Raw genomic sequence first — 24,552 nt, 5'->3', positions numbered from 1 at the left:
CGTCAGCCCAGGATCTTGATTTCCGTCAGCTTGCCGCGGAAGCCCCCGTCGTTGGCGGGCAGCTCGGTGAGCCAGATCAGAACGTAGCGGGTGGTGACGGGCACGGTGGTCTTCAGCGTCACGTCGGTACCGGATGTGGATGCCCGGGTGGTGAACTGAGAGGGCATGGTCGGCGCCGACACCGCGTCCGCGGGTGCGGTCCGCAGCTCCACCGAGGTGTGTCCCAGGAACGACAGGTCAACCGAGCTGACCTTCTGGGCCTTGCCCAGGTCGAGGACGATGCCCACGCCGGTCTTCAGGTTCCCGAAGCGGGCGGAGTAGTAGCTGTCGGTGTACCAGTAGGTGCTGGGATCACCGTCGTAGGCCTTCGGTATGGCCTGGGGCTTCTCCGAACCGCCGCCCAGCGGGTCGAAGTCGTGCGCGGACTCGATGGAGATCGGCTTGGGCTGCACCGGCTTCTCGTCGGTCACGACCGTCGGGGGCGCTTCCGGTGTCTTGGGGGCGGCCTCCTTCGGGCCGAGGAGCCGGTCGGCGATCTGCCAGCTGCCCAGGCCCAGGGCGGCGATCAGCAGGGCCGAGACGGTCCACTTCAGCGCCCTGCCGGTGCGGCTCTGGAGCGGGGGCGGCGGGACGACGACCGTCTGGGTGGCCGCCGGGTGCGGCTGCGGACGCCCGTACGTGCCCTGCTGGTACGTCGTGCGCTGGTACTCGGGCGGGGCCGCGAACTCCGGCTCCGGCGGCTTCACGCGGGGCATCGTGGACACGGCCCTGGCCAGCTCGTCCGGCGTGGTGCAGGGCGGCTCCTGGCGCGAGGCGGTGGCCCCGTCGTTGGCGAGGGCGCGCATGGCGATCTCGGAGAGGCCCCGGTGGACGCCGGCGCGGACCTGGTCGGGCGGAAGCAGCCCGACGCCCTTGGGCAGCCCGGAGAGACCGTGGGCGTCGCTCTCGTACGGCCAGCGCTGGGTGAGCGAGGCGTACAGCAGGGCGCCGATGGCCTCGGTGTCGGTGCGCTGCGGACGCTCGGCCGTGATGCCGCGCAGGGCGGCGTTCACGGCGAGCCCACGGATCCGGTACTGGCCGGTGGAGCTGCGCAGGACCGCGCTCGGGGTGAGCCGGAGGTGGGAGAGGCCTTCGCGGTGGGCGGCGGCCATGGCCTGGGAGACCTGGCTGACGAGCTGGTAGGCGTCGTGGGCCTCCAGCGGGCCGGCCGCGAGCAGCGCGGTCAGCTCGACGGAGTCGGGCAGCCACTCGTGCACGACGTACACGAGGTCGTTCTCCTCGACGGCGTCGAGGACCTGGACGAACCGGGGGTCGCCCAGGAGGGCGGCGGAGCGGGCCGCGGCCAGGACCGAACGTGCCCGGGGGTGGTCGGCGGGCAGCAGATGGACCCCGACGGCGCGCCGGAGCTTCTCGTCGACGGCCCGCCAGCTGCTGAAGCCGTCCAGACGAGTGACGCACTCCTCCAGCCGGTAGCGCCTGGCCAGTTTGTGGCCGCTGTGCAGTTCCGGAGCCGGGAGGGAGGGCTGTTCACCGCTCTGTCGTTCGACCGCCTCGTTGTTCGTGGCCTCGGCGGTCTTGCCCGCCGTTTTCTGTTCTTCCGCCACCCCGTCGGTCGCGGCCTTGTCCGCCTTGGCGGCCAGCGGGTCGTCACCGCTGTTGTCGGCCACGTCGACGGCAGCCGTGCTACGTTCCGCCACCGTCGTTCCTGCCTCCCCATCCGTTGCGCCACATCCAACAGCCAAGCCAATTGTGCCCACAGTCGGACGCTATGCACGACACGCGGTCCCCGTCGATGGTTGTGCGGGACCTCCGGTTCAGCGTCCCAGGCGGCCGCGGACCATGCCGACCAGGGTGTTCAGTTCCGTGATCCGCATGCGCTTGGCCGCGACGAAGAAGACTCCGAGGAGCACGGCCCCGCCGACGACCAAGGCGACGAGCGAGCCGAGCGCGTCCTCGCCGAGGAGCTTCAGGAGGCCGAACCCGACGGCACCGGCGACGATCGCGGCGGGCACGGAGGCCATGCAGAGCCGGGCGTAGGTCCGCAGCACGTGGGTGCCGTCCAGGTCGCCGCCCAGCCGGTTGCGGAGCCGGCGCCAGGCGACGCCGACGCCGACCGCGTAGGCGAGGCCGTACGAGGCGGCCATGCCGACGACGGCCCACTGGGCGGGCAGGACGACGTAGCAGACCGCCGAGGCGGCCGCGTTGACGGCGGCGACGATGACCGTGTTGTAGAAGGGCGTCCGGGTGTCCTCGTAGGCGTAGAAGCCGCGGAGCACGACGTACTGGACGGAGTAGGGGATCAGGCCGAGGCCGAAGGCCATCAGGATGAAGCCCATGCCCTGGGCGGCCTCGATGCCGCTGGAGGCGTAGAGCAGGGTGCACATCGGGACGCCGAGCGCCAGGAACGCGAAGGAGACCGGGACGATCGCGACGGCCGAGTTCCGCAGGCCCTGCGAGATGTCGTCGCGGACGGCGCCCGGGTCGTCGTCGTGGGCGGCGCGGGAGATGCGCGGCAGCAGCGCGGCCATCACGGAGACGGTGATGATGGCCTGCGGCATGCCCCAGATCAGCTGGGCGTTGGAGTAGGCGAGGAAGCCCGCGCCGTTCTTCCCGGACTCCTCGCCGGCGGCGGTGGCGAGCTGGGTGACGACCAGGACGCCCGCCTGGTTGGCGAGGACGAAGAGCACGGTCCACTTGGCGAGCTTGACGGTCTTGCCGAGCCCGTGGCCCTTCCAGTCGAAGCGGGGCCGGAAGCGGAAGCCCGTCTCGCGCAGGTACGGGATCATCGCCAGGGCCTGGACGACGAGGCCGAGCAGGGTGCCGATGCCGAGCAGGCGGATGCCCTCGTCCGGAATGGTCTGCACGCCCATCTGGGACTCGGCGGAGGTGCCGTAGACCCAGATGAACAGGCCGAAGGTGACGATCATGACAATGTTGTTGAGGACCGGGGTCCACATCATCGCGCCGAACTTGCCGCGGGCGTTGAGGATCTGCCCCATCACCACGTGCACGCCCATGAAGAAGATCGTGGGCAGGCAGTAGCGGGCGAAGGTGACGGCCACGCTGTTGGCCGCCGCGTCGTCGGCGATGGTGTTCGACATGAGCCGGATCAGCAGCGGCGCTGCGAAGACGGCCAGCGCGACGATCGCGGCGAGCGCCACCATGACCAGGGTGAGCAGACGGTTGGCGAAGGCCTCGCCGCCGTCCTCGTCGTTCTTCATCGAGCGGACGAGCTGTGGGACGAAGACCGAGTTGAGGCCGCCGCCTACGGTGAGGATGTAGATCATCGTCGGCAGGGTGTAGGCGATGGTGAAGGTGTCGCCGAGCAGGGCGGCGCCGAGCGCGCCGGTGATGACCAGGCTGCGGACGAAGCCGGTGAGGCGGGAGACCAGGGTGCCGGCCGCCATCACGGCGCTCGACTTGAGCAGCCCGGAGGCACGGCCGGTCTTCTTGGGGGCGGGCGCGGGCAGCGGGTCCGGCTCCGGGGTGGGCGGCGGCACCTGGCCGGGCGCCTGCTGGTCCCGGTAGAGGTGCGCGAAGGCGTCCGGCTCGGGCGTCTCCTCGCTCGCCCGGGTCACCAGGTCGTCGACGCCGGTGAACTGGACCGTGCGCGCGTCGTCGCCGTACGGAAGGTGGCGCGAGGGGCCGTCGGGCTCCGGCGCCGGGGTCTGCGCCCACACCCGGGGGTCGGGGGCGTGCGGGGGTACGGCCGGCTGCTGGTAGAGCGCCTGGGGGTCCTGGTAGGTGCCGGGGGGCGGCGGCGGGTGCGCGGCGCGGTCGTAGAGCGCCTCGGTCACCGGGTCCTGTGCGGAGAGGTCCTGCGCCCGGTACGGATCGTGGGCGTAGGCGTCCTGGACGTAGGGGTCCTGGGGGTAGGCGCCCTGGGCGTACGGATCCTGGGCATACGGATCCTGCGCGTAGGGGTCCTGCGCGTACGGGTCCTGCCCGGGCGGGTGCTGTGCCGGGGCGCCCTGCTGAGGGGCCTGCGGGTGGCCGGGACCGGAGGGTGCCGCGGGCGTCCCACCGGACGGCGCGGTGCCGCCCGCGCCCTGGCCGCGGTCACCGTCGTACGGCGCGTTCATGGTTACCCCACCTCATCGTCCCCGGCCGACCGGCCACGACATCGCTCAACGGTCCACTTTCTCACCCGTGGCCGACGGGTCGCCGCTTTCGGGCCCGGTGTCCGGTGTCGGGTCACTCGGCTGCTCGGGTCCGTCCGCACCGTTCTTCTTCCGCTCCGCGACCGGCCCGTCCGCTCCGGCCCCTTCCGACTCCCCGGCCTCGTCGGCCCCTTCGGTCGCCTCGGCCTCTTCCGCTTCCGCGGCCTGGGCCGCCAGTCGCTTGCGCTGGGTGTACATCCGCACACCGGCGAGGACGAGGAGGAGGACGCCTCCGGCGATCACCAGCATCACCGTGGGGGTGATCTCGGAGACCTTCACGGTGAACGACATCGGCTTCCCGTACGGGGTGCCGTCCTCGGTGTAGAGCTGGGCCGTCACCGGCACCTGGCCGTTCACGGCGGCCGTGGCGTCGAACTTCACCGACTGGCTGTGTCCGGCGCCGACCTTCACGGGCAGCTCGGCGATCCGTTCGCCGTTGATCTTCAGCCGGTTCCTGTTGTTGGAGGTGAGGCGGAGGACCAGGTGGTCCACGCCCTGCAGCAGCTTGTTCTGGACGGTGACGGGGATGGTCGCGCTGCGGCCGGAGAGCGTGAGGTCCGACTTGTCGACCAGCTGGATGCTCTTGGTGAGCCGCTGCAGATAGCCCTGGACGTTGTCCCGGTAGATCGCGGCCTCCCTGGTCCGGTCGCGCCAGGACGTCGACATCTCGCGGTTGACCGCGTTGCCGAACGGGGCCACGACGCGGTCCGGGAACGTCAGGACGACCTTGAAGTCGTTCAGCTCGTCCCGGGTGGTCTTCATGTCGCGGAAGGCCTGGACCGGCAGCTCGCGGTCGCGCAGCTTCTTCGGGTACCGCGAGGCGGCGGGCACCGCGGTGGAGGCGTCCGGGTCGGGCTTGGCCGTCGCCGCCGCGACGAGGTCGCTCGGCTGGCTCCAGCGCCGGCCGGAGAGGCCGCGCAGGGCGGTCGCCATGGTCTGCGCCTGGGCGACGGTCGGCACCCGCTGGGGGGCGACCACGACGTTCCGCTGCTTCTCCGGCTGCTCCAGGGTGATCGCGAGCGACTGGGAGAGGAACTCCTGGACGGCGAGCGTGGCGTTCTCCGAGCGGACCATGTCGCCCTCGAAGACGGTGGACAGGAGCGCGTCGCTCACCACGGCCGTGGTGCTGCCGTCGCCCAGGGGGCGGGCCGCCGTGGGCGTGTAGGGGAGCTCGTCGCGGACGCTGTCGCTGCGGGCGATCACCTTGTCGGCACCGGCCGAGGTCGCGACCGCCACGATGGCGGGGTCGACGGCCCCTTCGACGGGCCAGGCGAAGTCGGTGGAGGGCTGCACGTGGAGGATGGTCTCGACCGTCATCCCGGCGAGGGCGGTGGCCGACTGGAGGTGCCCCAGGGAGCCGGGAACGTCCTTGCCGCGGTGGGCCAGGGAGGCGAGGTCGGGGTCGGCGAAGGGGAGGGCGACGACCTTGTGCCCCTGCACCGCCTTCTCCACCGCGTCCAGCCACCGCCCGGCGAGCTCCTTGTGGGTGCCGGGGACGTGCAGGGAGCCGTTCTTGACGCGGTAGCCGTTCGCCATGGCGTCGACGGTGGCCAGCAGGTCGGGATCGATCACCCAGGTGACCGGCAGGTCCTTGCCCAGCGCCACCATCTGGTCGAGCCGCCCGCCCGGGCGCAGCTCGGCCACCAGGGCGTCGTCCTCGAAGACCGGGGTCTGCTGGTCGTCCGTGGCCGTCTCCGCCGAGACGTGGGCCGAGGCGATCAGCGGCCAGAGGTAGGTGATCTGGGTCTTCTTCTCGGTGGGCTCGGGCTGGTAGGGCAGGAAGGTCCGCTCGATGCCGAGCACCCGGGGGTAGGAGCGGTCCGGGGTCTGCCCGGTGAGGGAGACGCCGAGCTGGTAGACGCCCGCCCCGTCGAGTCCGAGGTCGGCGACCGGGACGGAGAGGGAGAACTCCGCACTGAGACCGGCGCCCAGCTGGGGGATCTTGGCGGTGGGGGCGTCCGGCACGGGAGCAGGATCGCTGTCGTCCCGGTAGCCCGTGCGCCCCGTCACCTGCTCGATCTCGCTGCGGCTGGTCATCAAGGGCCCGACGCGCAGTTCGACGGACGCGTCGGTGACGGGCTTCTTGCCCCGGTTGGTGACCATGCCCGTGAGGGTGACGGTGTCGCCCTCGACGGGGGTGTTCGGAGTCAGGGTGTCGATCGACACGTCGACGGTCTTCGATCCGGTGGCGTCCTCGGCGGCGACCGCCGAGGGGGCGGTGACCGCGGCGGGGGCGGCGGAGACCGGAGCCTGGAGCAGTCCGGCGAGAAGGGGTGCTCCCACGGTGACGGTGAGTGTGCGCCGCAGCCATCGGCGGGCAGGTGAGGGAGCGGTCCCCTTGATGTCTGCCGCCTCGGCCACGCGTTCGCCCGTCCTCGTCGTTGTCTGTGGTGTCGGGGGTTCCCGGTTGCTGTGTCCAGGCATGGTAACGAGGCATGCTGGGAGCAAGTGCCGGGGACTGCTCCAGGCGATCTTCGACCGGCCGCCGGTGCACGCGGACCGGCGCCCCGCGCCCGGGGGCGGGCGGCCCCGCTCCCGGAAAACGAGGACATCGGGGTGAGTCGGGGCACGTACCCTTTTCTGTTGTGCCGAACGCCAACGAAGACACCCCGACTGCACTGAGCCAGGTGCAACGCCGCGCGGTCAGTGAACTACTGCGCGTGTCCCCCGCCGCCGACGACCTCGCCCGCCGCTTCGAGGAGGCCGGGTTCAGCCTCGCGTTGGTCGGTGGCTCGGTACGGGACGCCCTGCTCGGCCGGCTCGGCAACGACCTGGACTTCACCACCGACGCGCGCCCCGAGGACGTACTGAAGATCGTCCGCCCGTGGGCCGACGCCGTGTGGGAGGTCGGCATCGCCTTCGGGACGGTCGGCTGCCAGAAGGACGCCCGGGTCGGGGACACCGTTCAGCGCTTCCAGATCGAGGTCACCACGTACCGCTCGGAGGCGTACGACCGGACCTCGCGCAAGCCCGAGGTCTCCTACGGCGACTCGATCGAGGAGGACCTCGTCCGGCGTGACTTCACCGTCAACGCCATGGCCGTGGCCCTCCCCGCGAAGGAGTTCATCGACCCGTACGGCGGCCTCGAGGACCTGGCCGCCCGGGTGCTGCGTACGCCGGGCACGCCGGAGGAGTCCTTCTCCGACGACCCGCTGCGCATGATGCGGGCCGCGCGGTTCGCCGCGCAGCTGGACTTCGAGGTCGCCCCCGAGGTCGTCACGGCTATGAAGGAGATGTCCGGCCGGCTGGAGATCGTCTCCGCCGAGCGCATCCGCGAGGAGCTCAACAAGCTGCTCCTCTCGGCACACCCGCGGAAGGGCCTCGGCCTCCTCGTGGACACCGGTCTCGCCGAGCACGTGCTGCCCGAGCTGCCGTCGCTGCGGCTGGAGAGCGACGAGCACCATCGGCACAAGGACGTCTACGAGCACTCGCTGACCGTGCTCGATCAGGCGATCGACCTGGAGGAGGACGGCCCCGACCTGGTGCTGCGCATCGCGGCCCTGCTGCACGACATCGGCAAGCCGCGCACCCGTCGCTTCGAGAAGGACGGGCGGGTCTCCTTCCACCACCACGAAGTCGTGGGCGCGAAGATGACCAAGAAGCGCATGACCGCGCTCAAGTACTCCAACGAGATGATCAAGGACGTCTCGCGCCTCGTGGAGCTGCACCTCCGCTTCCACGGGTACGGGACCGGGGAGTGGACCGACTCGGCCGTCCGCCGCTATGTGCGGGACGCCGGTCCGCTGCTCTCGCGCCTGCACAAGCTGACCCGCTCGGACTGCACCACGCGCAACAAGCGCAAGGCGGCCGCGCTCTCCCGCGCCTACGACGGCCTGGAGGAGCGCATCGCCCAGCTCCAGGAGCAGGAGGAGCTGGACGCGATCCGTCCCGACCTCGACGGCAACCAGATCCAGGAGATCCTGGGCATCGGCCCCGGCCCGGCCATCGGTCAGGCGTACAAGTTCCTTCTTGAGCTCCGGCTGGAGAACGGCCCCATGGAGCACGACCAGGCCGTCGCCGCGCTCAAGGAGTGGTGGGCGACGCAGGGCTGAACGGCTCCCGACGGGTGGGCCGGTGTTTCACGTGAAACACCGGCCCACCCGTCGAGTACGTGACGAGGGGTGGCGTTTCACGTGAAACATCACCCCTCTTTGCGTGCCCCGTGCAGGGCCACGGCGATCGATCCGTAGATCACGGCCACCAAGATGATCAGCGGGACGGAACGCCCGTCGGACGGCAGCAGCAGCGCCGCGACCCCCGCCGCGCCGACGAAGGCGACGTTGAAGAGCACGTCGTAGAGCGAGAAGATCCGGCCCCGGTAGGCGTCGTCCACGGACGTCTGCACCACCGTGTCCGTCGCGATCTTGGCTCCCTGGGTGACGAGCCCGAGCAGGAAGGCGGCGGCGAGGAAGGGCACGGGGGCGAAGGTCAGGCCGAGTGCCGGTTCGAGCACGGCCGCCACCGCCGTGCACACGGTCATCCAGCCGAAGGGCCCGAACCGCCGGACCGCCCACGGGGAGAGGACCGCGGCGACGAAGAAGCCCGCTCCCGACAGGGCGACGGCCAGTCCGAGGAGGCCGAGTCCCTCGGACTCGGTGGAGCTCCAGGTGTAGCGGCAGAGCATGAGCACGGTGACGAGCAGGGCGCCGTAACAGAACCGCATGAGGCCGACCGCGGTGAGCGCCCGGAGGGCGGGCCGCCGTTCGGCGAGATGGCGCAGTCCCTCGGCCAGGCCGCGGGCCGTCGACCGCAGGGCCGTGGTGAGGCGCTGGGACACCAGGTCCGGATCGGGCCCGAGAAGCTCCCGGGACATCCGCAGGGAGGCGAGGGCCGCGCAGAGGTAGAGGACGGCGCCGAAGGCCACCACGGCGGCGTCGGAGCCGTCGGCGAGCAGGCGGACGCCGAAGGCGAGGCCGCCCCCGACGGTCGCGGCGAGCGTGCCGGCGGTGGGGGAGAGCGAGTTCGCCACGACCAGCCGTTCGTCGTCGACGACGCGCGGGAGCGAGGCCGAGAGCCCCGCGAGGACGAAGCGGTTGACGGCCGTGACGGAGAGCGCGGAGGCGTAGAAGAGCCAGTCGGGCACGGAGGCGAGGACGAGCAGCGCGGTCCCGCACGCGAGCAGGGCGCGCAGGAGGTTCCCGTACAGGAAGACCTGGCGGCGTTGCCAGCGGTCGAGGAGCACACCGGCGAAGGGCCCCACGAGCGAGTACGGGAGCAGGAGCACCGCCATGGCGGAGGCGATCGCCGTGGGGGAGGTCTGTTTCTCGGGGGAGAAGACGACGTACGTGGCCAGCGCCACCTGGTAGACGCCGTCGGCGCACTGGGAGAGCAGCCGGACGGCGAGCAGGCGCCGGAAGTTCGTCAGGCGCAGGAGTAAGCGCAGATCACGTACGACGGACATGGCAGCAAGACTCACACACGAGGAGGGCCCCGGGCAGTGCCCGGGGCCCTCGATCGTCAGGCGTGCGGCGTGATCAGCGCTCGACCTCGCCCTTGATGAACTTCTCGACGTTGGCGAGGGCCTCGTCGTCGAAGTACTGCACCGGCGGGGACTTCATGAAGTACGAGGACGCCGAGAGGATGGGGCCACCGATGCCCCGGTCCTTGGCGATCTTCGCGGCGCGCAGGGCGTCGATGATGACACCGGCCGAGTTCGGGGAGTCCCACACCTCGAGCTTGTACTCCAGGTTCAGCGGAACGTCGCCGAAGGCACGGCCCTCGAGGCGCACGTACGCCCACTTGCGGTCGTCCAGCCAGGCCACGTAGTCCGACGGGCCGATGTGGACGTTCTTCTCGCCCAGCTCGCGGTCGGGGATCTGCGAGGTGACGGCCTGCGTCTTGGAGATCTTCTTGGACTCCAGGCGCTCGCGCTCCAGCATGTTCTTGAAGTCCATGTTGCCGCCCACGTTGAGCTGCATGGTGCGCTCGAGACGGACACCGCGGTCCTCGAACAGCTTCGCCATCACGCGGTGCGTGATGGTCGCGCCGACCTGCGACTTGATGTCGTCGCCGACGATCGGAACGCCCGCCTCGGTGAACTTGTCCGCCCACTCCTTGGTGCCGGCGATGAAGACCGGGAGGGCGTTGACGAAGGCGACCTTGGCGTCGATGGCGGCCTGCGCGTAGAACTTCGCGGCCTGCTCGGAGCCCACGGGCAGGTAGCAGACGAGAACGTCGACCTGGCGGTCCTTGAGGATCTGGACGACGTCCACCGGCTCCTCGGCGGACTCCTCGATGGTCTGGCGGTAGTACTTGCCGAGACCGTCGAGGGTGTGGCCGCGCTGGACCGTGACGCCCTTGCTCGGGACGTCGCAGATCTTGATGGTGTTGTTCTCGCTGGCGCCGATGGCGTCGGAGAGGTCGAGGCCGACCTTCTTCGCGTCGACGTCGAAGGCGGCGACGAACTCGACGTCACCGACGTGGTACTCGCCGAACTGGACGTGCATCAGGCCGGGCACCTTGGCCGCCGGGTCGGCGTCCTTGTAGTACTCGACGCCCTGGACCAGCGAGGCGGCGCAGTTGCCCACGCCGACGATGGCTACGCGAACCGAACCCATTCCGGTTGCTCCCTGTGTGATCGTGTGAAGCCCTGCTGTGTGCGGGGATTCACGTGGTGGTGTCGTCGGACGGATCCGGCCGGGTACTGCCCCCGTGCCGGGGCAGGCCGCCCGTTTCTCCAGAATCGTTGTCGTGCAGAGCGGCGGCCCCGGGACCGGATCGTCGATCCCGTCCCGCCCGCTCGCTCTCGATGAGCTCGTTCAGCCAGCGCACTTCGCGCTCCACGGACTCCATGCCGTGGCGCTGCAGCTCAAGCGTGTAGTCGTCGAGGCGCTCGCGCGTCCGGGCCAGGGAGGCGCGCATCTTCTCCAGGCGCTCCTCCAGCCGGCTGCGGCGGCCTTCGAGGACGCGCATCCGCACCTCGCGCTCGGTCTGCCCGAAGAAGGCGAAGCGGGCGGCGAAGTGCTCGTCCTCCCAGGAGTCCGGCCCGGTGTGGGAGAGGAGCTCCTCGAAGTGGTCCTTACCTTCCGGGGTCAGCCGGTAGACGATCTTGGTCCGGCGTCCCGCGAGCGACGCGGCGAGGGTGTCCTCGGGAGCACTGCCCGGTTCCTCGATCAACCAGCCGTTTGTGACCAGCGTCTTGAGGCAGGGGTACAGCGTTCCGTAGCTGAAGGCCCGGAAGACGCCCAGCGAGGTGTTGAGCCGCTTCCGCAGCTCGTATCCGTGCATCGGAGCCTCGCGCAGCAGGCCGAGAACGGCGAATTCGAGGATGCCGGAGCGTCTGCTCATCCGTCGCCTCCTCCTTCTGCCGGTGTCCTTATGCCGCACTGATGTATCGACTCGATACATCAGCACGATAGAACGGTCACTCTGTGGCGACAAGTGGACCCGTCGTGACCGGCGTCACATCCTCAATTCACAGCAGGCGACTTGCCTGATTTGGGGTGAAGTCCGGCTCCAGGTGGTTTTTGGCCGTGCGTAGTCTGTGCGGATGCAGACCACCGGGAACCGAGCGATGCCCTGCGGCGTCAGTGCTGCGGGTGACCGGCTGCGGTACGGGGGGACCTCCGATGGGTCCTGGCCGTGCGCATTTCGGGGGGACCGGAACTCAACTGCCGCTTCCAGGCGTACTCGCCTGCCCGAGGAGTAGTCGTTCGATGAGCGAGCATCGTCGCAAAGCGCCGCAGCAGCAGCCACCGACGGGTGGACGCGCGGCGGCACGGCGCGCTGCCCAGCAGCCGGCGGGCCGCAGGTCGGCCCCGGTCCGAGACGCCGGTACGGGGGCCCCTTCGGCTTCCTACGGACCGCCTTCCGCCCAAGGCGGAGAAGAGCGTCCCTACGGCGGACGCGCGGAGGCCCGTCGCGCCGCCCAGCGCGGCAGCCGCAGGAAGGGAGCCGGCTCCGCTCCCGGCGGCCCCGGCGGGTCCGGTGGTGGCCGGCGCGGTGGCGGCGGCGGGGGGCGCGGCCCGGGAGGCGGTCCGGAGGGGCGCGGACCCGGCAAGAAGCGGATCATCGACTATCCGCGCCACAACAAGTACGGCTGGCGGCGCTGGCTGCCCTCGTGGCGGCTCGTGGCGGGCACGTTCCTGTTCTTCGCGGTGAGCCTGATGGGCGCGGCCGCCTTCGCGTACACGCAGGTGGACATCCCCAACGAGGCCGACACCGCCAAGTCGCAGAACAACATCTACCACTGGGCCGACGGCTCCGTCATGGTCGCGACGGGCGACGGCGCCAACCGCCAGATCGTCCAGCTTTCGGGCATCTCGAAGAACATGCAGAACGCCGTGATCTCGGCGGAGAACAAGACCTTCTGGGACGACTCGGGCATCGACCCGAAGGGCATGGGCCGCGCCATCTGGAACATGGCCAAGGGCGGCCAGACCCAGGGCGGTTCGACGATCACCCAGCAGTACGTGAAGAACAACCTCCTCGACGACCAGTCGCAGACCCTCACCCGCAAGGCGAAGGAGTTCTTCATCGCCCTGAAGGTCGGCAACGAGGTCGGCAAGGAGAAGGTCATGGCCGGCTACCTGAACACCGCGTACTACGGGCGCGGTGCCTACGGCATCCAGGCGGCTTCCCGGGCCTACTTCAACACCGACGCCGGCAAGCTCGACCCCAGCCAGGCGGCCCTGCTCGCCTCGGTGCTGAAGGGCGCGACGTACTACGACCCGGCCGGCTACCCCGAGATCGACCCCAACGCCACCGCCGAGAAGAACACCGAGCGGGCCACCAAGCGGTGGAGGTGGATCCTCGACGAGATGGAGAAGGACGGGCACATCACGTCCGCGGAGCGGGCGAAGTACACGGAGTTCCCCAAGATCCAGAAGCCCGGCCAGAGCGCCAACCTGGGCGGTCAGATCGGCTACCTCGTCAGGACCGCCAAGGCGAACATCAAGACCCAGTTCGACCTCGGTGAGGCGGAGCTGGAGCGCGGCGGCTACGAGATCTACACGACCTTCGACAAGAACAAGGTGGCCGCGCTCGAGAAGTCGGTCAAGAAGGTCTACGACGAGAACATCGATCCCAAGAAGCGCCCCGACAAGGACACGCACGTCCAGTTCGGCGGCGCCTCCGTCGACACGGGGACGGGCGCGATCGTCGCGATCTACGGCGGCGTCGACGCCACCAAGCACTTCAGCAACAACGCCGACGCCACCGGCGCCATGGTCGGCTCGACGTTCAAGCCCTTCGTGCTCGCCTCCGCGATGACGGACGGCGTGCGGGACAAGGAGCTGGGCGCGGACCAGGACGCCTCCACCCGCACGATCGTGGACCCGGACAAGAGCCGTTACTCCGGCAAGAACGGGCTGGTCGTCCGGAAGTACAACGGCGAGATCTGGCACAACGAGAAGGGCGAGGAGTGGCGCCAGACCAATGACGGTCAGGAGGACTACGGCAACATCTCGCTGCGCAGGGCCATGATCCGGTCCGCCAACTCGCCCTACGTGCAGCTCGGCATGGACGTCGGCATCGACAAGGTCCGCGAAGCCGCCGTGAAGGCCGGTCTGCTGGAGAGCTCGCTCGTCAAGGGCGAGGTCCCCTCGTTCTCCCTCGGCATCTCCAGCCCGAGCGCCATCCGCATGGCCGGCGCCTACGCGACCTTCGCGAACGCGGGCAAGCAGAACGACCCGTACTCCGTGCAGACGGTGAAGAAGGACGGAAAGGTCCTCCACAAGCACGAGGCGGACACCGACCTGGCCTTCACCCCGGCCGTCGCCAGCAACGTCACCGACGTCCTGCGGGACGTCGTGGACGACGACGAGGGCACCGGCAAGAAGGCGCGGCTCGCCGGCCGTGACGTGGCCGGCAAGACCGGTACGACCGACGACAACCGTTCGGCCTGGTTCGTGGGCTACACCGCGCAGCTGGCCACGGCGATCGACATGTACCGCTACGACGACGACGACACGAAGAAGGACCGCAAGTTCGAGAAGATGTACGGCACCGGTGGTCGTGACACGATCCACGGTTCGTCGTTCCCCTCGGAGATCTGGCGCGACTACATGACCGTGGCCGTCAAGGGCGACAAGAAGGTCAAGTTCCCCAAGCCGGGGAACCTGGAGGGCGCCGAGCCCGTCTTCGGCGGCGGCGCGTCGAGCCCGACGCCGACGCCGACGGTGACCGAGTCGCCGACGACCACCCCGACGCCGACCGAGACCGTGACGCCGTCGACGACCCCGCCGACCACCCCGTCGACGACTCCCCCGGCGACCCGGACGCCGAAGCCGGGCAAGACGACGTGCAGCATCTGGAACCCGGACTGCTACAACCCGGGCGATCCGGGCGGCAACACCGGACAGCCCACGGGCACGCCGACGAACACCGGCGACCCGGACCCGACCGACACGCCGACGGACGACGGAGGCGGCAGGCCGGGCGGGAACAGGCCCGGAGGCGGGGCCTGGGTCCCCTAGGGCCCGTCCGACCCCGACCCGCCGGTACAGGCCCCGGGGCCTGTCCGGAAAGTCCCGCCGCCCCGTCCCGGGCGCTCCTCGGGGCCGTCGCGGCCGCTCCGTACCTTCCGTACGGATCCGGCCGCGGCGGCCCCCGCCGTTTTCCCGGGGGCGTACGGCAGGATGTCCCCCATGCCGAGCCTCCAGAAGACGAGCGCGCCGCGGGAGCGCTCGCAGACGGTCATCCCCACCCACCGGGACGAGGTGGCCGCAGCGGGCAGCGAACTGATCGGCGGTCCCTACGGGCGCCGGGCGCTGCCCGGCACCGGACGGCTGTCCCCGGTGCGGGTGGTCGCCCTCGTGGCCATCGGCATGTTCGCCCTGGGCATGGTGCAGAAGCTGCCCTGCTACAACTGGGCCTGGTTCCGGGGGGCGACCTCCCAGTACACCCACGCCTGTTATTCGGACATCCCGCACCTCTTCTCCGGGCGGGGCTTCGCGGAGGGTCTTGTCCCCTACTTCGACCGGCTGCCCGGCGGCATACCGTTCCTGGAGTACCCCGTCCTGACCGGGCTCTTCATGGAGGTCGCGGCCTGGATGACACCGGGCGGCGGCGACCTGACGGAACGCGAGCAGACGTACTGGCTGGTCAACGCCGGCCTGCTGATGGTCTGTGCGGCCGTCCTCGCGGTCTGCGTGGCCCGGACGCACCGCCGGCGCCCCTGGGACGGGCTCCTGGTCGCCCTCGCGCCCTCGCTGGCGCTCACGGCCACGATCAACTGGGACCTGCTCGCCGTCGCGCTGACCGCCGCCGCCGTCCTGATGTGGGCGCGGAGCCGGCCGTCGGCCTTCGGGATCCTGCTGGGCCTGGCCACGGCCGCCAAGCTCTACCCGGTCCTGCTGCTCCTCCCGCTGCTGCTGCTCTGCTGGCGTGCCGGGAAGTGGCGGGCGTACGGGGCCGCGGTGCTCGGTTTCGCGGGGGCCTGGCTGGTCGTGAACCTGCCGGTGATGCTGCTCGCGCCGGAGGGGTGGAAGCAGTTCTACCTCTTCAGCAGGCAGCGGAACGTCGACTTCGGCTCGGTCTGGCTGCTCGTCAGCCAGCGCACGGGCACCACGATCACGCCCGACCGGGCCAACCTGTACGCGCTGCTGCTGATGGGCATGGCCGTGATCGCCCTCGCCTACCTGGCGTTCATGGCCCCCCGCAGGCCCCGCTTCGTCCAGCTGGCCTTCCTGGCCGTCGCCGCGTTCGTCCTCGTCAACAAGGTCTACTCGCCGCAGTACGTGCTGTGGCTGGTCCCGCTGGCGGTGCTCGCCCGGCCGCGCTGGCGCGACTTCCTGATCTGGCAGGCGTGCGAGGTCATGTACTTCCTGGGCGTCTGGACGTACCTGGCGTTCACGATGGGCGGCAACAAGCAGGGCCTGCCGGTCGAGGGCTACCAGTTCGCGATCGTCCTGCACCTGCTCGGCACCCTGTACCTGTGCGCGGTGGTCGTGCGCGACGTCCTGGCGCCCGAGAAGGACCCCGTCCGGCAGGACGGCTCGGACGACCCCTCGGGGGGCGTCCTGGACGGCGCGGAGGACGTCTTCGTGGCGGGCGGCGCGGCGCGGCATCGCGCCCGGCACGCCGCCCCCGCCTCCGAGGAGGCGCAGCGGGTGCGGTGGGGCGCTCCGGAGGAGCAGGGCTCCCGGGGCTGAACGGCCGTCACCGGTCCGGGGCTCCGGGAGCCCCGGACCGGGTGATCAGCGCTCGACGATCCGGTCGAACTGCGTCGTGGTGTGGCGCAGGTGCGCCACGAGCTCGTCGCCGACCCGGGGCTCCTGGGCGTCGGCGGGCACGAACAGGATCGACACCTGCATGTGCGGCGGCTCGGCGAACCAGCGCTGCTTCCCCGCCCACACGAACGGCGACAGGTTCCGGTTGACGGTGGCGAGACCGGCCCGCGCCACGCCCTTGGCGCGCGGCATGACGCCGTGCATCGCCTTGGGCGCCTCCAGGCCCACGCCGTGCGAGGTGCCGCCGGCGACGACGACCAGCCAGCCGTCCGAGGCGGCCTTCTGCTGGCGGTAGCCGAACCGGTCGCCCTTGGAGACCCGGGTCACGTCGAGGACCGCGCCCCGGTACTCCGTGGCCTCGTGGTCGCCCAGCCAGAGCCGGGTGCCGATGCGGGCGCGGAAACGTGTCTGCGGGAACTGCTGCTGGAGCCGGGCCTGCTCCTCGGCCCGCAGGTGACTCACGAACATGGTGTGCAGCGGCAGCCGGGCGTTGCGCAGCCGGTCCATCCAGGCGATGACCTCCTCGACGGCGTCGGTGCCGTCCGGGCGGTCCAGCGGGAGGTGGAGGGCGAAGCCTTCGAGGCGTACGTCCTCGATGGCCGCGTGGAGCTGGTGGAGCTCCTCCTCGCGCACGCCGTGCCGCTTCATCGAGCTCATGCACTCGATCACGACCCGGGCGCCCACCAGGGCGTGGACGCCGTCCACGGAGGACACGGAGCGCACCACCCGGTCGGGCAGCGGAACCGGTTCCTCACCCCGGCGGAAGGGCGTGAGGACCAGCAGGTCGCCGCTGAACCAGTCCTTGATGCTCGCGGCCTCGTACGTGGTGCCCACGGCGAGCATGTCGGCGCCGAACCGGGCCGCCTCGTCCGCGAGCCGCTCGTGCCCGAAGCCGTAGCCGTTGCCCTTGCAGACGGGGATGAGACCGGGGAACTGGTCGATGACCGACTTCTGGTGCGCCCGCCAGCGAGCGGTGTCGACGTACAGGGAGAGCGCCATGGCCGGCCCGGAACCTTTCTGGTGGCTGCGGTGTGTCGCGGTGGTATCGGATGACTACGAGGGTACGGAACCGGGGGCGGCACGTCCTGGGCCGCGCCGCCCCGCGTCGGTCAGCGCCGGGACATGTACATGTCGAGCGCCTTGTGCAGCAGCTTGTTCAGCGGGAAGTCCCACTCGCCGACGTACTCGACGGCCTCGCCGCCCGTGCCGACCTTGAACTGGATGAGGCCGAAGAGGTGGTCGGTCTCGTCGAGCGAGTCCGAGATGCCCCGCAGGTCGTAGACGGTCGCGCCCATCGCGTAGGCGTCGCGCAGCATCCGCCACTGCATCGCGTTCGAGGGCCGGACCTCGCGCCCGATGTTGTCGGAGGCGCCGTAGGAGTACCAGACGTGCCCGCCGACGACGAGCATGGTCGCGGCGGAGAGGTTCACCCCGTTGTGGCGGGCGAAGTAGAGCCGCATGCGGTTGGGGTCCTCGCTGTTGAGGACGGTCCACATGCGCTGGAAGTACGAGAGCGGGCGCGGCCGGAAGTGGTCGCGGACGGCCGTGATCTCGTACAGCCGCTGCCACTCGGCCAGGTCCTCGTAGCCGCCCTGGACGACCTCGACGCCGGCCTTCTCGGCCTTCTTGATGTTGCGGCGCCAGAGCTGGTTGAAGCCCTTGAGGACGTCGTCGAGCGAGCGGTTCGCGAGCGGGACCTGGAAGACGTAGCGGGGCTGCACGTCGCCGAAGCCGGCGCCGCCGTCCTCGCCCTGCTGCCAGCCCATCTTCCGCAGCCGGTCCGCGACCTCGAAGGCGCGCGGCTCGATGTGGCTGGCCTCGACGTCCTTGAGGCGCTTGACGTCCGGGTTCTGGATGCCGGACTTGATGGCGGCCGAGTCCCAGCGGCGGATGACGACCGGCGGGCCCATCTTCACCGAGAAGGCGCCCTGCTGCTTGAGGTGCGCCAGCATCGGCTGCAGCCAGTCGTCGAGGTTGGGCGCGTACCAGTTGATGACCGGGCCCTCGGGCAGGTAGGCCAGGTAGCGCTTGATCTTCGGGAGCTGGCGGTAGAGCACCAGGCCGGCGCCGACGAGCTCGCCGTTCCTGTCGAACCAGCCGAGGTTCTCCGAGCGCCACTCCGTCTTCACGTCAGCCCACGCCGGGACCTGGCAGTGGCTCGCCGCAGGCTGGCTCTGGATGTACGCCAGATGCTGCTCACGGCTGATGGTCCTCAGGGTCAGGCTCATGCGGGGCGCTCCTCGGCAGGTGTGTCCCCATCGGTCAGGGGCTCCGGCTCTCGCGCCGAAGCCTACTGTGACCGGGGAGCGCCCCGTATGTCTGTACGGGCCCTGACGTGCCCGGGGGGTCGCCCGGATCGGCTCCGGTGCGGCCCTCCGGGCCCTTCGGCCCCGACCGGTGGCCCGGGGGCCGGTCGGGGGATCCGGGCCCGGTCGTCGAGGGGCCCGGGTCAGTTGATGACGCCGGTGAAGAGGCCGCCGTGGGCCATGCCGAGGTAGAAGCCGAACGCCGCCGCGCCGAGACCGACGATCAGGAGGAAGCGCTCGCGTGTCGTCGCGGAGATGAACTGGCCGTATCCGCCGGTCAGGATCCCGATCAGACCCGCCCAGGAGCTGAGCAGGTGGAGGCTGTGGAACTGTGCGGTGACGAAGGCGAGGACGCCGAGCACCAGCGTCACGCCGACCAGGGTGTCCTGGAGCGGGTGGGGCTTGCCGTCGGTGGCGAAGAGGGAATGGCCGGGGTCGCGTCGCATTGCCTGTGCCATGGGGCACCTCCTGGCGTGCTTGCCGGAAGGCGGCGCATCCTAGCGCCGCCCACATCCGTTGTGTACAGATTGCGTCCGTTCACCAGGGAATTTCAACCGGAAGCGGTTGTACGGGTACGCTGTACGGTCTGCACCGGTGTCTGCCCTGGTCCCTCCCGGGATCCCGGCGGTGTTCCTCGTCCGACGCGTTCGGCGAGGGGGACTGTCAGTGGCGGCGGATACCGTTGCTCACGCATCACGACCCTCCTGCCACGGAACGACCGTGGCCGCTGAGTCCAAAGGAGGTGGGTTCCACATGCGTCACTACGAGGTGATGGTCATCCTCGACCCCGATCTCGAGGAGCGCGCTGTCTCCCCGCTGATCGAGAACTTCCTCTCCGTCGTCCGTGAGGGCAACGGAAAGGTCGAGAAGGTCGACACCTGGGGCCGTCGTCGTCTCGCCTACGAGATCAAGAAGAAGCCCGAGGGCATCTACTCGGTCATCGACCTGCAGGCCGAGCCTGCGGTCGTCAAGGAGCTCGACCGACAGCTCAACCTGAACGAGTCGGTCCTCCGGACCAAGGTCCTCCGCCCCGAGACCCACTGAGCTTCTAGCTCAGAGGTCATCGGGTTCGAGTAGCAACACAGCAGCCAGAAGCAATCCCGCCGAGAGGTTCCCCCATGGCAGGCGAGACCGTCATCACGGTCGTCGGCAATCTTGTCGACGACCCCGAGCTGCGCTTCACCCCGTCCGGTGCGGCGGTCGCGAAGTTCCGTATCGCGTCCACCCCCCGCACCTTCGACCGCCAGACCAACGAGTGGAAGGACGGCGAGAGCCTCTTCCTCACCTGCTCGGTCTGGCGTCAGGCGGCGGAGAACGTCGCCGAGTCGCTCCAGCGAGGCATGCGCGTCGTCGTGCAGGGCCGGCTGAAGCAGCGGTCCTACGAGGACCGTGAGGGCGTCAAGCGCACGGTCTACGAGCTGGACGTCGAGGAAGTCGGCCCCAGCCTCAAGAACGCCACGGCCAAGGTCACCAAGACCACCGGTCGCGGCGGCCAGGGCGGATACGGCGGCGGTGGCGGCCAGCAGGGCGGCGGCGGTGGCGGCTGGGGTGGAAACTCCGGCGGTGGCCAGCAGGGTGGCGGCGGTGCTCCCGCCGACGACCCGTGGGCGACCGGCGCTCCCTCCGGCGGCGGCCAGCAGGCCGGTGGCAGCGGCGGCGGTGGCGGCTGGGGTGGGAACTCCGGCGGCGGCTACTCGGACGAGCCCCCCTTCTAGGGCATGCCCCGGAAGCAGCTCGTACCCAAAACTTCTTGATCACACAGGAGAAACACCATGGCGAAGCCGCCTGTGCGCAAGCCTAAGAAGAAGGTCTGCGCGTTCTGCAAGGACAAGACCGCGTACGTGGACTACAAGGACACGAACATGCTGCGGAAGTTCATTTCCGACCGCGGCAAGATCCGTGCCCGCCGCGTGACCGGCAACTGCACGCAGCACCAGCGTGACGTCGCCACGGCCGTCAAGAACAGCCGTGAGATGGCGCTGCTGCCCTACACGTCCACCGCGCGATAAGGAAAGGGTGACCGACTAATGAAGATCATCCTGACCCACGAGGTTTCCGGCCTCGGTGCCGCTGGCGACGTCGTCGACGTCAAGGACGGCTACGCTCGCAACTACCTGGTCCCGCGCGGTTTCGCGATCCGCTGGACCAAGGGCGGCGAGAAGGACGTGGCGCAGATCCGCCGCGCCCGCAAGATCCACGAGATCGCGACCATCGAGCAGGCCAACGAGATCAAGGCCCAGCTCGAGGGCACGAAGGTGCGCCTGGCCGTTCGCTCCGGCGACGCCGGCCGTCTCTTCGGCTCCGTGACCCCGGCCGACATCGCCTCGGCGATCAAGACCGCGGGTGGCCCGGACGTCGACAAGCGTCGCGTCGAGCTCGGTTCGCCGATCAAGACCCTGGGCTCGCACCAGGTGTCCGTGCGTCTGCACCCCGAGGTCGCCGCGAAGCTCGGCGTCGAGGTCGTCGCCGCGTAACGCTGCCCCCGGCAGTGCTTGTACATGTACGTGTGCAGGAAGGAAGGGCCGTACCTCGGGGTGCGGCCCTTCCGCCGTTTCACGTGAAACGAGCGGCGCGGAGCCGGAAGCCGGCGGTTGGTCCGACACCGGTTGCCCGGGTGGTCAGCGAGTGGCGCCCGTGACGATCCAGCGGCCCGAGCGGGAGCGGAACCACAGCGTCAGCATCCGGACCGTCATCATCAGCGTCATCGCCCACCACACCGCGGTGAGCCCGCCACCGAGGACCGGGACCAGAAGGGCGACCGGAGCGAAGACGGCGAGGGTCAGCAGCATGGCCCAGGCCAGGAAGGGGCCGTCCCCCGCACCCATCAGGACACCGTCGAGGACGAAGACCACCCCGGCGATCGGCTGTGAGACCGCGACCACGAGCAGGGCCGGGAGCAGGGTGTCCTGGACAGCGGTGTCACCGGTGAAGAGCGGGACGAACAGGGGGCGGGCGACCACCAGGAGCGCGCCGAGCACCACCCCGGAGACCACGCCCCACTGGACCATGCGGCGGCAGACCTGCCGGGCGCCGTCCGGGTCGCCCGCGCCGAGGTAGCGGCCGATGATGGCCTGGCCCGCGATGGCGATCGCGTCCAGGGCGAAGGCCATCAGGCTCCACAGGGACAGGATGATCTGGTGCGCGGCGACCTCCGTGTCCCCCAGCCGGGCCGTGACGGCCGTGGCGATCATCAGGACGGCCCGGAGCGAGAGCGTACGGACGAAGAGCGGGACGCCCGCCCGGGCGGACGCCCGGATGCCGGACGCGTCGGGGCGCAGGGAGGCGCCGTGGCGGCGGGCGCCCCGCACGACCACGGTGAGGTACGCGGCGGCCATGCCGCACTGGGCGATGACCGTGCCCCAGGCGGAGCCCGCGATGCCGAGCCCGGCCCCGTAGACCAGGCCGAGGTTGAGCGCGCCGTTGGCCGCGAAGCCGCCGATCGCCACGTAGAGCGGGGTACGGGTGTCCTGGAGGCCGCGCAGGACGCCGGTGGCGGCCAGGACCACCAGCATGGCGGGGATGCCGAGGCTGGAGATCCGGAGGTAGGTGACGGCGTGGGGGGCGGCGGTGTCGGAGGCGCCGAAGACGCCGACGAGCCAGGGCGCGGTGGGCAGGGTGAGGACGACGACGGCGGCGCCGAGGAGGAGGGCGAGCCAGATGCCGTCCATGCCCTGCCGGAGGGCGGCCGGCAGGTCGCCCGCGCCGACGCGCCGGGCGACGGCCGCCGTGGTGGCATAGGCGAGGAAGACGAAGACGCTGACGGCGGTGGAGAGCAGCGCCGCGGCGATCGCGAGCCCCGCGAGCTGGGGCGTGCCGAGGTGGCCGACGATGGCGCTGTCGACCATGAGGAAGAGCGGCTCGGCGACGAGGGCGCCGAAGGCCGGCAGGGCGAGGGAGACGATCTCGCGGTCGTGCTGACGGCGGACGGCCTTGGAGGTCGGAGGAGCCTGGCTCATGCGAGCAATCTAATCTTCCACAGGTAAGAGATGCAATAGGATTGCGACCCTTACCTGTGGAGGGCGGGGGACTTCACTTGTGGGCCGTTTGTTCTGATCTTGGCCCCGGAGGAAAACTTTTTCTCCCCCACAGCCGGTGGATGGCAAAAGTGCAGGTCATCCGGGTGTTGTGGAGAGCGGTATGAGTTTGTCCACAAGGCTGTCCCCCGCTCTGTGCACAGGATCCGGCAAGTTCTCCACAGCATCTGGGCGTTCACCCACAGGGCCTGTGGATAACCGGATTGGCTGGAGCTCTCCACAGGCCTACCCTGGTCCGTCGCCCGACCTCCTGGAAGCGGTCGTGAAGCCACCCTCTGAACAGGTCCGTGGCGTGAAAGAGTGGCACGGCTAGGTCCGCGGAGCGGACGGAGGAGGTGGCTTGGTGAGCGTTCCCGAGGCCCTGGACGACCCCTGGGCCGACAGCGGACCGAGCGACCGGCTGCCCACCCGTACCCGAGGCGAACGCGGTCGCGGCCGCGGGCGCGACGACCAGCACGAGCGGGGCGGCGAAGGCCCCTGGGACGGCGGACTCTCCGGGTTCGAGCGCGTCCCCCCGCAGGACCTCGACGCCGAGCAGTCCGTCCTCGGCGGCATGCTGCTCTCCAAGGACGCCATCGCGGACGTCGTGGAGATCATCAAGGGCAACGACTTCTACAAGCCCGCGCACGAGACCGTGTACGCGGCGATCCTCGACCTCTACGCCAAGGGCGAGCCGGCCGACCCGATCACGGTCGGCGCCGAACTCACCAAGCGCGGCGAGATCACCCGGGTCGGCGGGGCCTCCTACCTCCACACCCTGGTCCAGTCGGTGCCGACCGCGGCCAACGCCTCGTACTACGCCGAGATCGTCCACGAGCGGGCCGTCCTGCGCCGTCTCGTCGAGGCGGGCACCAAGATCACGCAGATGGGGTACGCGGCCGACGGGGACGTCGACGAGATCGTGAACTCGGCCCAGGCCGAGATCTACGCGGTCACCGAGCAGCGCACCACCGAGGACTACCTGCCGCTCGGCGACATCATGGAGGGGGCGCTCGACGAGATCGAGGCGATCGGCTCCCGCAGCGGCGAGATGACCGGTGTGCCGACCGGCTTCACCGACCTCGACTCGCTGACCAACGGCCTGCACCCCGGTCAGATGATCATCATCGCGGCCCGTCCCGCCATGGGTAAGTCGACGCTCGCCCTGGACTTCGCCCGCGCGGCCTCCATCAAGCACAACCTGCCCAGCGTCATCTTCTCCCTCGAAATGGGCCGCAACGAGATCGCGATGCGCCTGCTGTCGGCCGAGGCCCGGGTCGCGCTCCACCACATGCGCTCCGGCACGATGACCGACGAGGACTGGACGCGCCTGGCCCGCCGGATGCCGGACGTCTCCCAGGCCCCGCTCTACATCGACGACTCGCCGAACCTGTCGATGATGGAGATCCGGGCGAAGTGCCGGCGGCTCAAGCAGCGCAACGGCCTCAAGCTCGTCATCATCGACTACCTCCAGCTCATGCAGTCGGGCGGTTCGAAGCGTCAGGAGAGCCGTCAGCAGGAGGTCTCCGACATGTCGCGAAACCTCAAGCTCCTCGCCAAGGAGCTGGAACTGCCGGTGATCGCGCTCTCCCAGCTGAACCGTGGACCCGAGCAGCGCACCGACAAGAAGCCGATGGTCTCCGACCTGCGCGAGTCCGGCTCGATCGAGCAGGACGCCGACATGGTGATCCTGCTGCACCGCGAGGACGCCTACGAGAAGGAGTCGCCGCGCGCGGGTGAGGCGGACATCATCGTCGGCAAGCACCGAAACGGCCCGACGGCCACGATCACCGTCGCCTTCCAGGGCCACTACTCCCGCTTCGTGGACATGGCCCAGACCTGACGGGCCCTCTCTGCGGTTCGAGCGGCGGGACTGTGGCCCGGGTGGGGCTTGCGGTGGGTG

18 protein-coding genes are annotated in these 24,552 nt (G+C 70.2%); 8 read left to right on the top strand and 10 right to left on the bottom strand.

Annotation, left to right across the window (positions count from 1 at the left end):
• Nucleotides 1-2 precede the first annotated feature (2 nt).
• From AB0398_RS09030 to AB0398_RS09020, 3 genes are all read right to left on the bottom strand, one after another.
• Entirely contained in the window at nt 3-1,697 is a 1,695-nt protein-coding gene (locus tag AB0398_RS09030) for a protein kinase family protein (RefSeq protein WP_366373202.1), read from the bottom strand.
• A gap of 117 nt (nt 1,698-1,814) precedes the next feature.
• Entirely contained in the window at nt 1,815-4,082 is a 2,268-nt protein-coding gene (murJ, locus tag AB0398_RS09025) for a murein biosynthesis integral membrane protein MurJ (RefSeq protein ID WP_366373201.1), read from the bottom strand.
• A 45-nt stretch (nt 4,083-4,127) separates the two neighbouring features.
• Nucleotides 4,128-6,521, bottom strand: coding sequence for a DUF6049 family protein (locus tag AB0398_RS09020; RefSeq protein WP_366373200.1), 2,394 nt, complete (start codon nt 6,519-6,521; stop codon nt 4,128-4,130).
• A gap of 224 nt (nt 6,522-6,745) precedes the next feature.
• Here AB0398_RS09020 and AB0398_RS09015 point away from each other — a divergent pair, with 224 nt between their 5' ends.
• Entirely contained in the window at nt 6,746-8,212 is a 1,467-nt protein-coding gene (locus tag AB0398_RS09015; protein WP_366373199.1) for a CCA tRNA nucleotidyltransferase, read from the top strand.
• Nucleotides 8,213-8,301: 89 nt separating this feature from the next.
• On the opposite strand, the gene AB0398_RS09010 is transcribed toward AB0398_RS09015, so the two are convergent.
• From AB0398_RS09010 to AB0398_RS09000, 3 genes are all read right to left on the bottom strand, one after another.
• Nucleotides 8,302-9,561, bottom strand: a complete 1,260-nt coding sequence (locus tag AB0398_RS09010) for an MFS transporter (protein WP_366373198.1) — start codon at nt 9,559-9,561, stop codon at nt 8,302-8,304.
• A 73-nt stretch (nt 9,562-9,634) separates the two neighbouring features.
• Nucleotides 9,635-10,717, bottom strand: a complete 1,083-nt coding sequence (locus tag AB0398_RS09005; protein ID WP_366373197.1) for an inositol-3-phosphate synthase — start codon at nt 10,715-10,717, stop codon at nt 9,635-9,637.
• 49 nt (nt 10,718-10,766) lie between these two features.
• Nucleotides 10,767-11,447, bottom strand: coding sequence for a helix-turn-helix transcriptional regulator (locus tag AB0398_RS09000; protein WP_366373196.1), 681 nt, complete (start codon nt 11,445-11,447; stop codon nt 10,767-10,769).
• 368 nt (nt 11,448-11,815) lie between these two features.
• Between AB0398_RS09000 and AB0398_RS08995 the strand changes: the two genes are divergently transcribed.
• Together AB0398_RS08995 and AB0398_RS08990 are read left to right on the top strand one after the other, a co-directional pair.
• A complete protein-coding gene (locus AB0398_RS08995; RefSeq protein WP_366373194.1) occupies nt 11,816-14,575 on the top strand; it encodes a transglycosylase domain-containing protein in 2,760 nt (919 codons plus the stop codon).
• A 171-nt stretch (nt 14,576-14,746) separates the two neighbouring features.
• On the top strand, nt 14,747-16,252 hold the full coding sequence (locus tag AB0398_RS08990; RefSeq protein WP_366373193.1) for a glycosyltransferase 87 family protein: 1,506 nt from the start codon (nt 14,747-14,749) through the stop codon (nt 16,250-16,252).
• A 45-nt stretch (nt 16,253-16,297) separates the two neighbouring features.
• On the opposite strand, the gene AB0398_RS08985 is transcribed toward AB0398_RS08990, so the two are convergent.
• From AB0398_RS08985 to AB0398_RS08975, 3 genes are all read right to left on the bottom strand, one after another.
• Entirely contained in the window at nt 16,298-17,329 is a 1,032-nt protein-coding gene (locus AB0398_RS08985) for an alanine racemase (RefSeq protein WP_366373192.1), read from the bottom strand.
• 110 nt (nt 17,330-17,439) lie between these two features.
• The gene (locus AB0398_RS08980) at nt 17,440-18,558 is read right to left on the bottom strand and encodes a peptidoglycan bridge formation glycyltransferase FemA/FemB family protein (RefSeq protein ID WP_366373191.1); all 1,119 of its coding nucleotides are present in this window, start codon (nt 18,556-18,558) and stop codon (nt 17,440-17,442) included.
• A 221-nt stretch (nt 18,559-18,779) separates the two neighbouring features.
• A complete protein-coding gene (locus AB0398_RS08975; RefSeq protein ID WP_366373190.1) occupies nt 18,780-19,094 on the bottom strand; it encodes a hypothetical protein in 315 nt (104 codons plus the stop codon).
• 295 nt (nt 19,095-19,389) lie between these two features.
• Between AB0398_RS08975 and rpsF the strand changes: the two genes are divergently transcribed.
• The 4 genes from rpsF (at nt 19,390) to rplI (ending at nt 21,110) form a co-directional block, all read left to right on the top strand.
• Complete coding sequence (rpsF, locus tag AB0398_RS08970) at nt 19,390-19,680, top strand: 30S ribosomal protein S6 (protein WP_015034882.1); 291 nt, start codon at nt 19,390-19,392, stop codon at nt 19,678-19,680.
• Nucleotides 19,681-19,754: 74 nt separating this feature from the next.
• Nucleotides 19,755-20,351, top strand: coding sequence for a single-stranded DNA-binding protein (locus AB0398_RS08965; RefSeq protein ID WP_366373189.1), 597 nt, complete (start codon nt 19,755-19,757; stop codon nt 20,349-20,351).
• Between the two features lie 57 nt (nt 20,352-20,408).
• Entirely contained in the window at nt 20,409-20,645 is a 237-nt protein-coding gene (gene rpsR / locus AB0398_RS08960) for a 30S ribosomal protein S18 (protein ID WP_005315025.1), read from the top strand.
• Nucleotides 20,646-20,663: 18 nt separating this feature from the next.
• Entirely contained in the window at nt 20,664-21,110 is a 447-nt protein-coding gene (rplI, locus tag AB0398_RS08955; protein WP_053640001.1) for a 50S ribosomal protein L9, read from the top strand.
• Between the two features lie 144 nt (nt 21,111-21,254).
• Here rplI and AB0398_RS08950 read toward each other — a convergent pair whose 3' ends face one another.
• Complete coding sequence (locus AB0398_RS08950) at nt 21,255-22,592, bottom strand: MATE family efflux transporter (protein ID WP_366373188.1); 1,338 nt, start codon at nt 22,590-22,592, stop codon at nt 21,255-21,257.
• Between the two features lie 439 nt (nt 22,593-23,031).
• Here AB0398_RS08950 and dnaB point away from each other — a divergent pair, with 439 nt between their 5' ends.
• Nucleotides 23,032-24,492, top strand: a complete 1,461-nt coding sequence (gene dnaB / locus AB0398_RS08945; RefSeq protein ID WP_063885203.1) for a replicative DNA helicase — start codon at nt 23,032-23,034, stop codon at nt 24,490-24,492.
• Nucleotides 24,493-24,552: the final 60 nt, after the last annotated feature.

This window comes from Streptomyces sp. NPDC086147 (assembly GCF_040702165.1).
GTDB lineage: Bacteria > Actinomycetota > Actinomycetes > Streptomycetales > Streptomycetaceae > Streptomyces.
The sequence above is the reverse complement of the archived record's forward strand: the minus strand, read 5'-3'. Positions and strand labels throughout refer to the sequence as shown.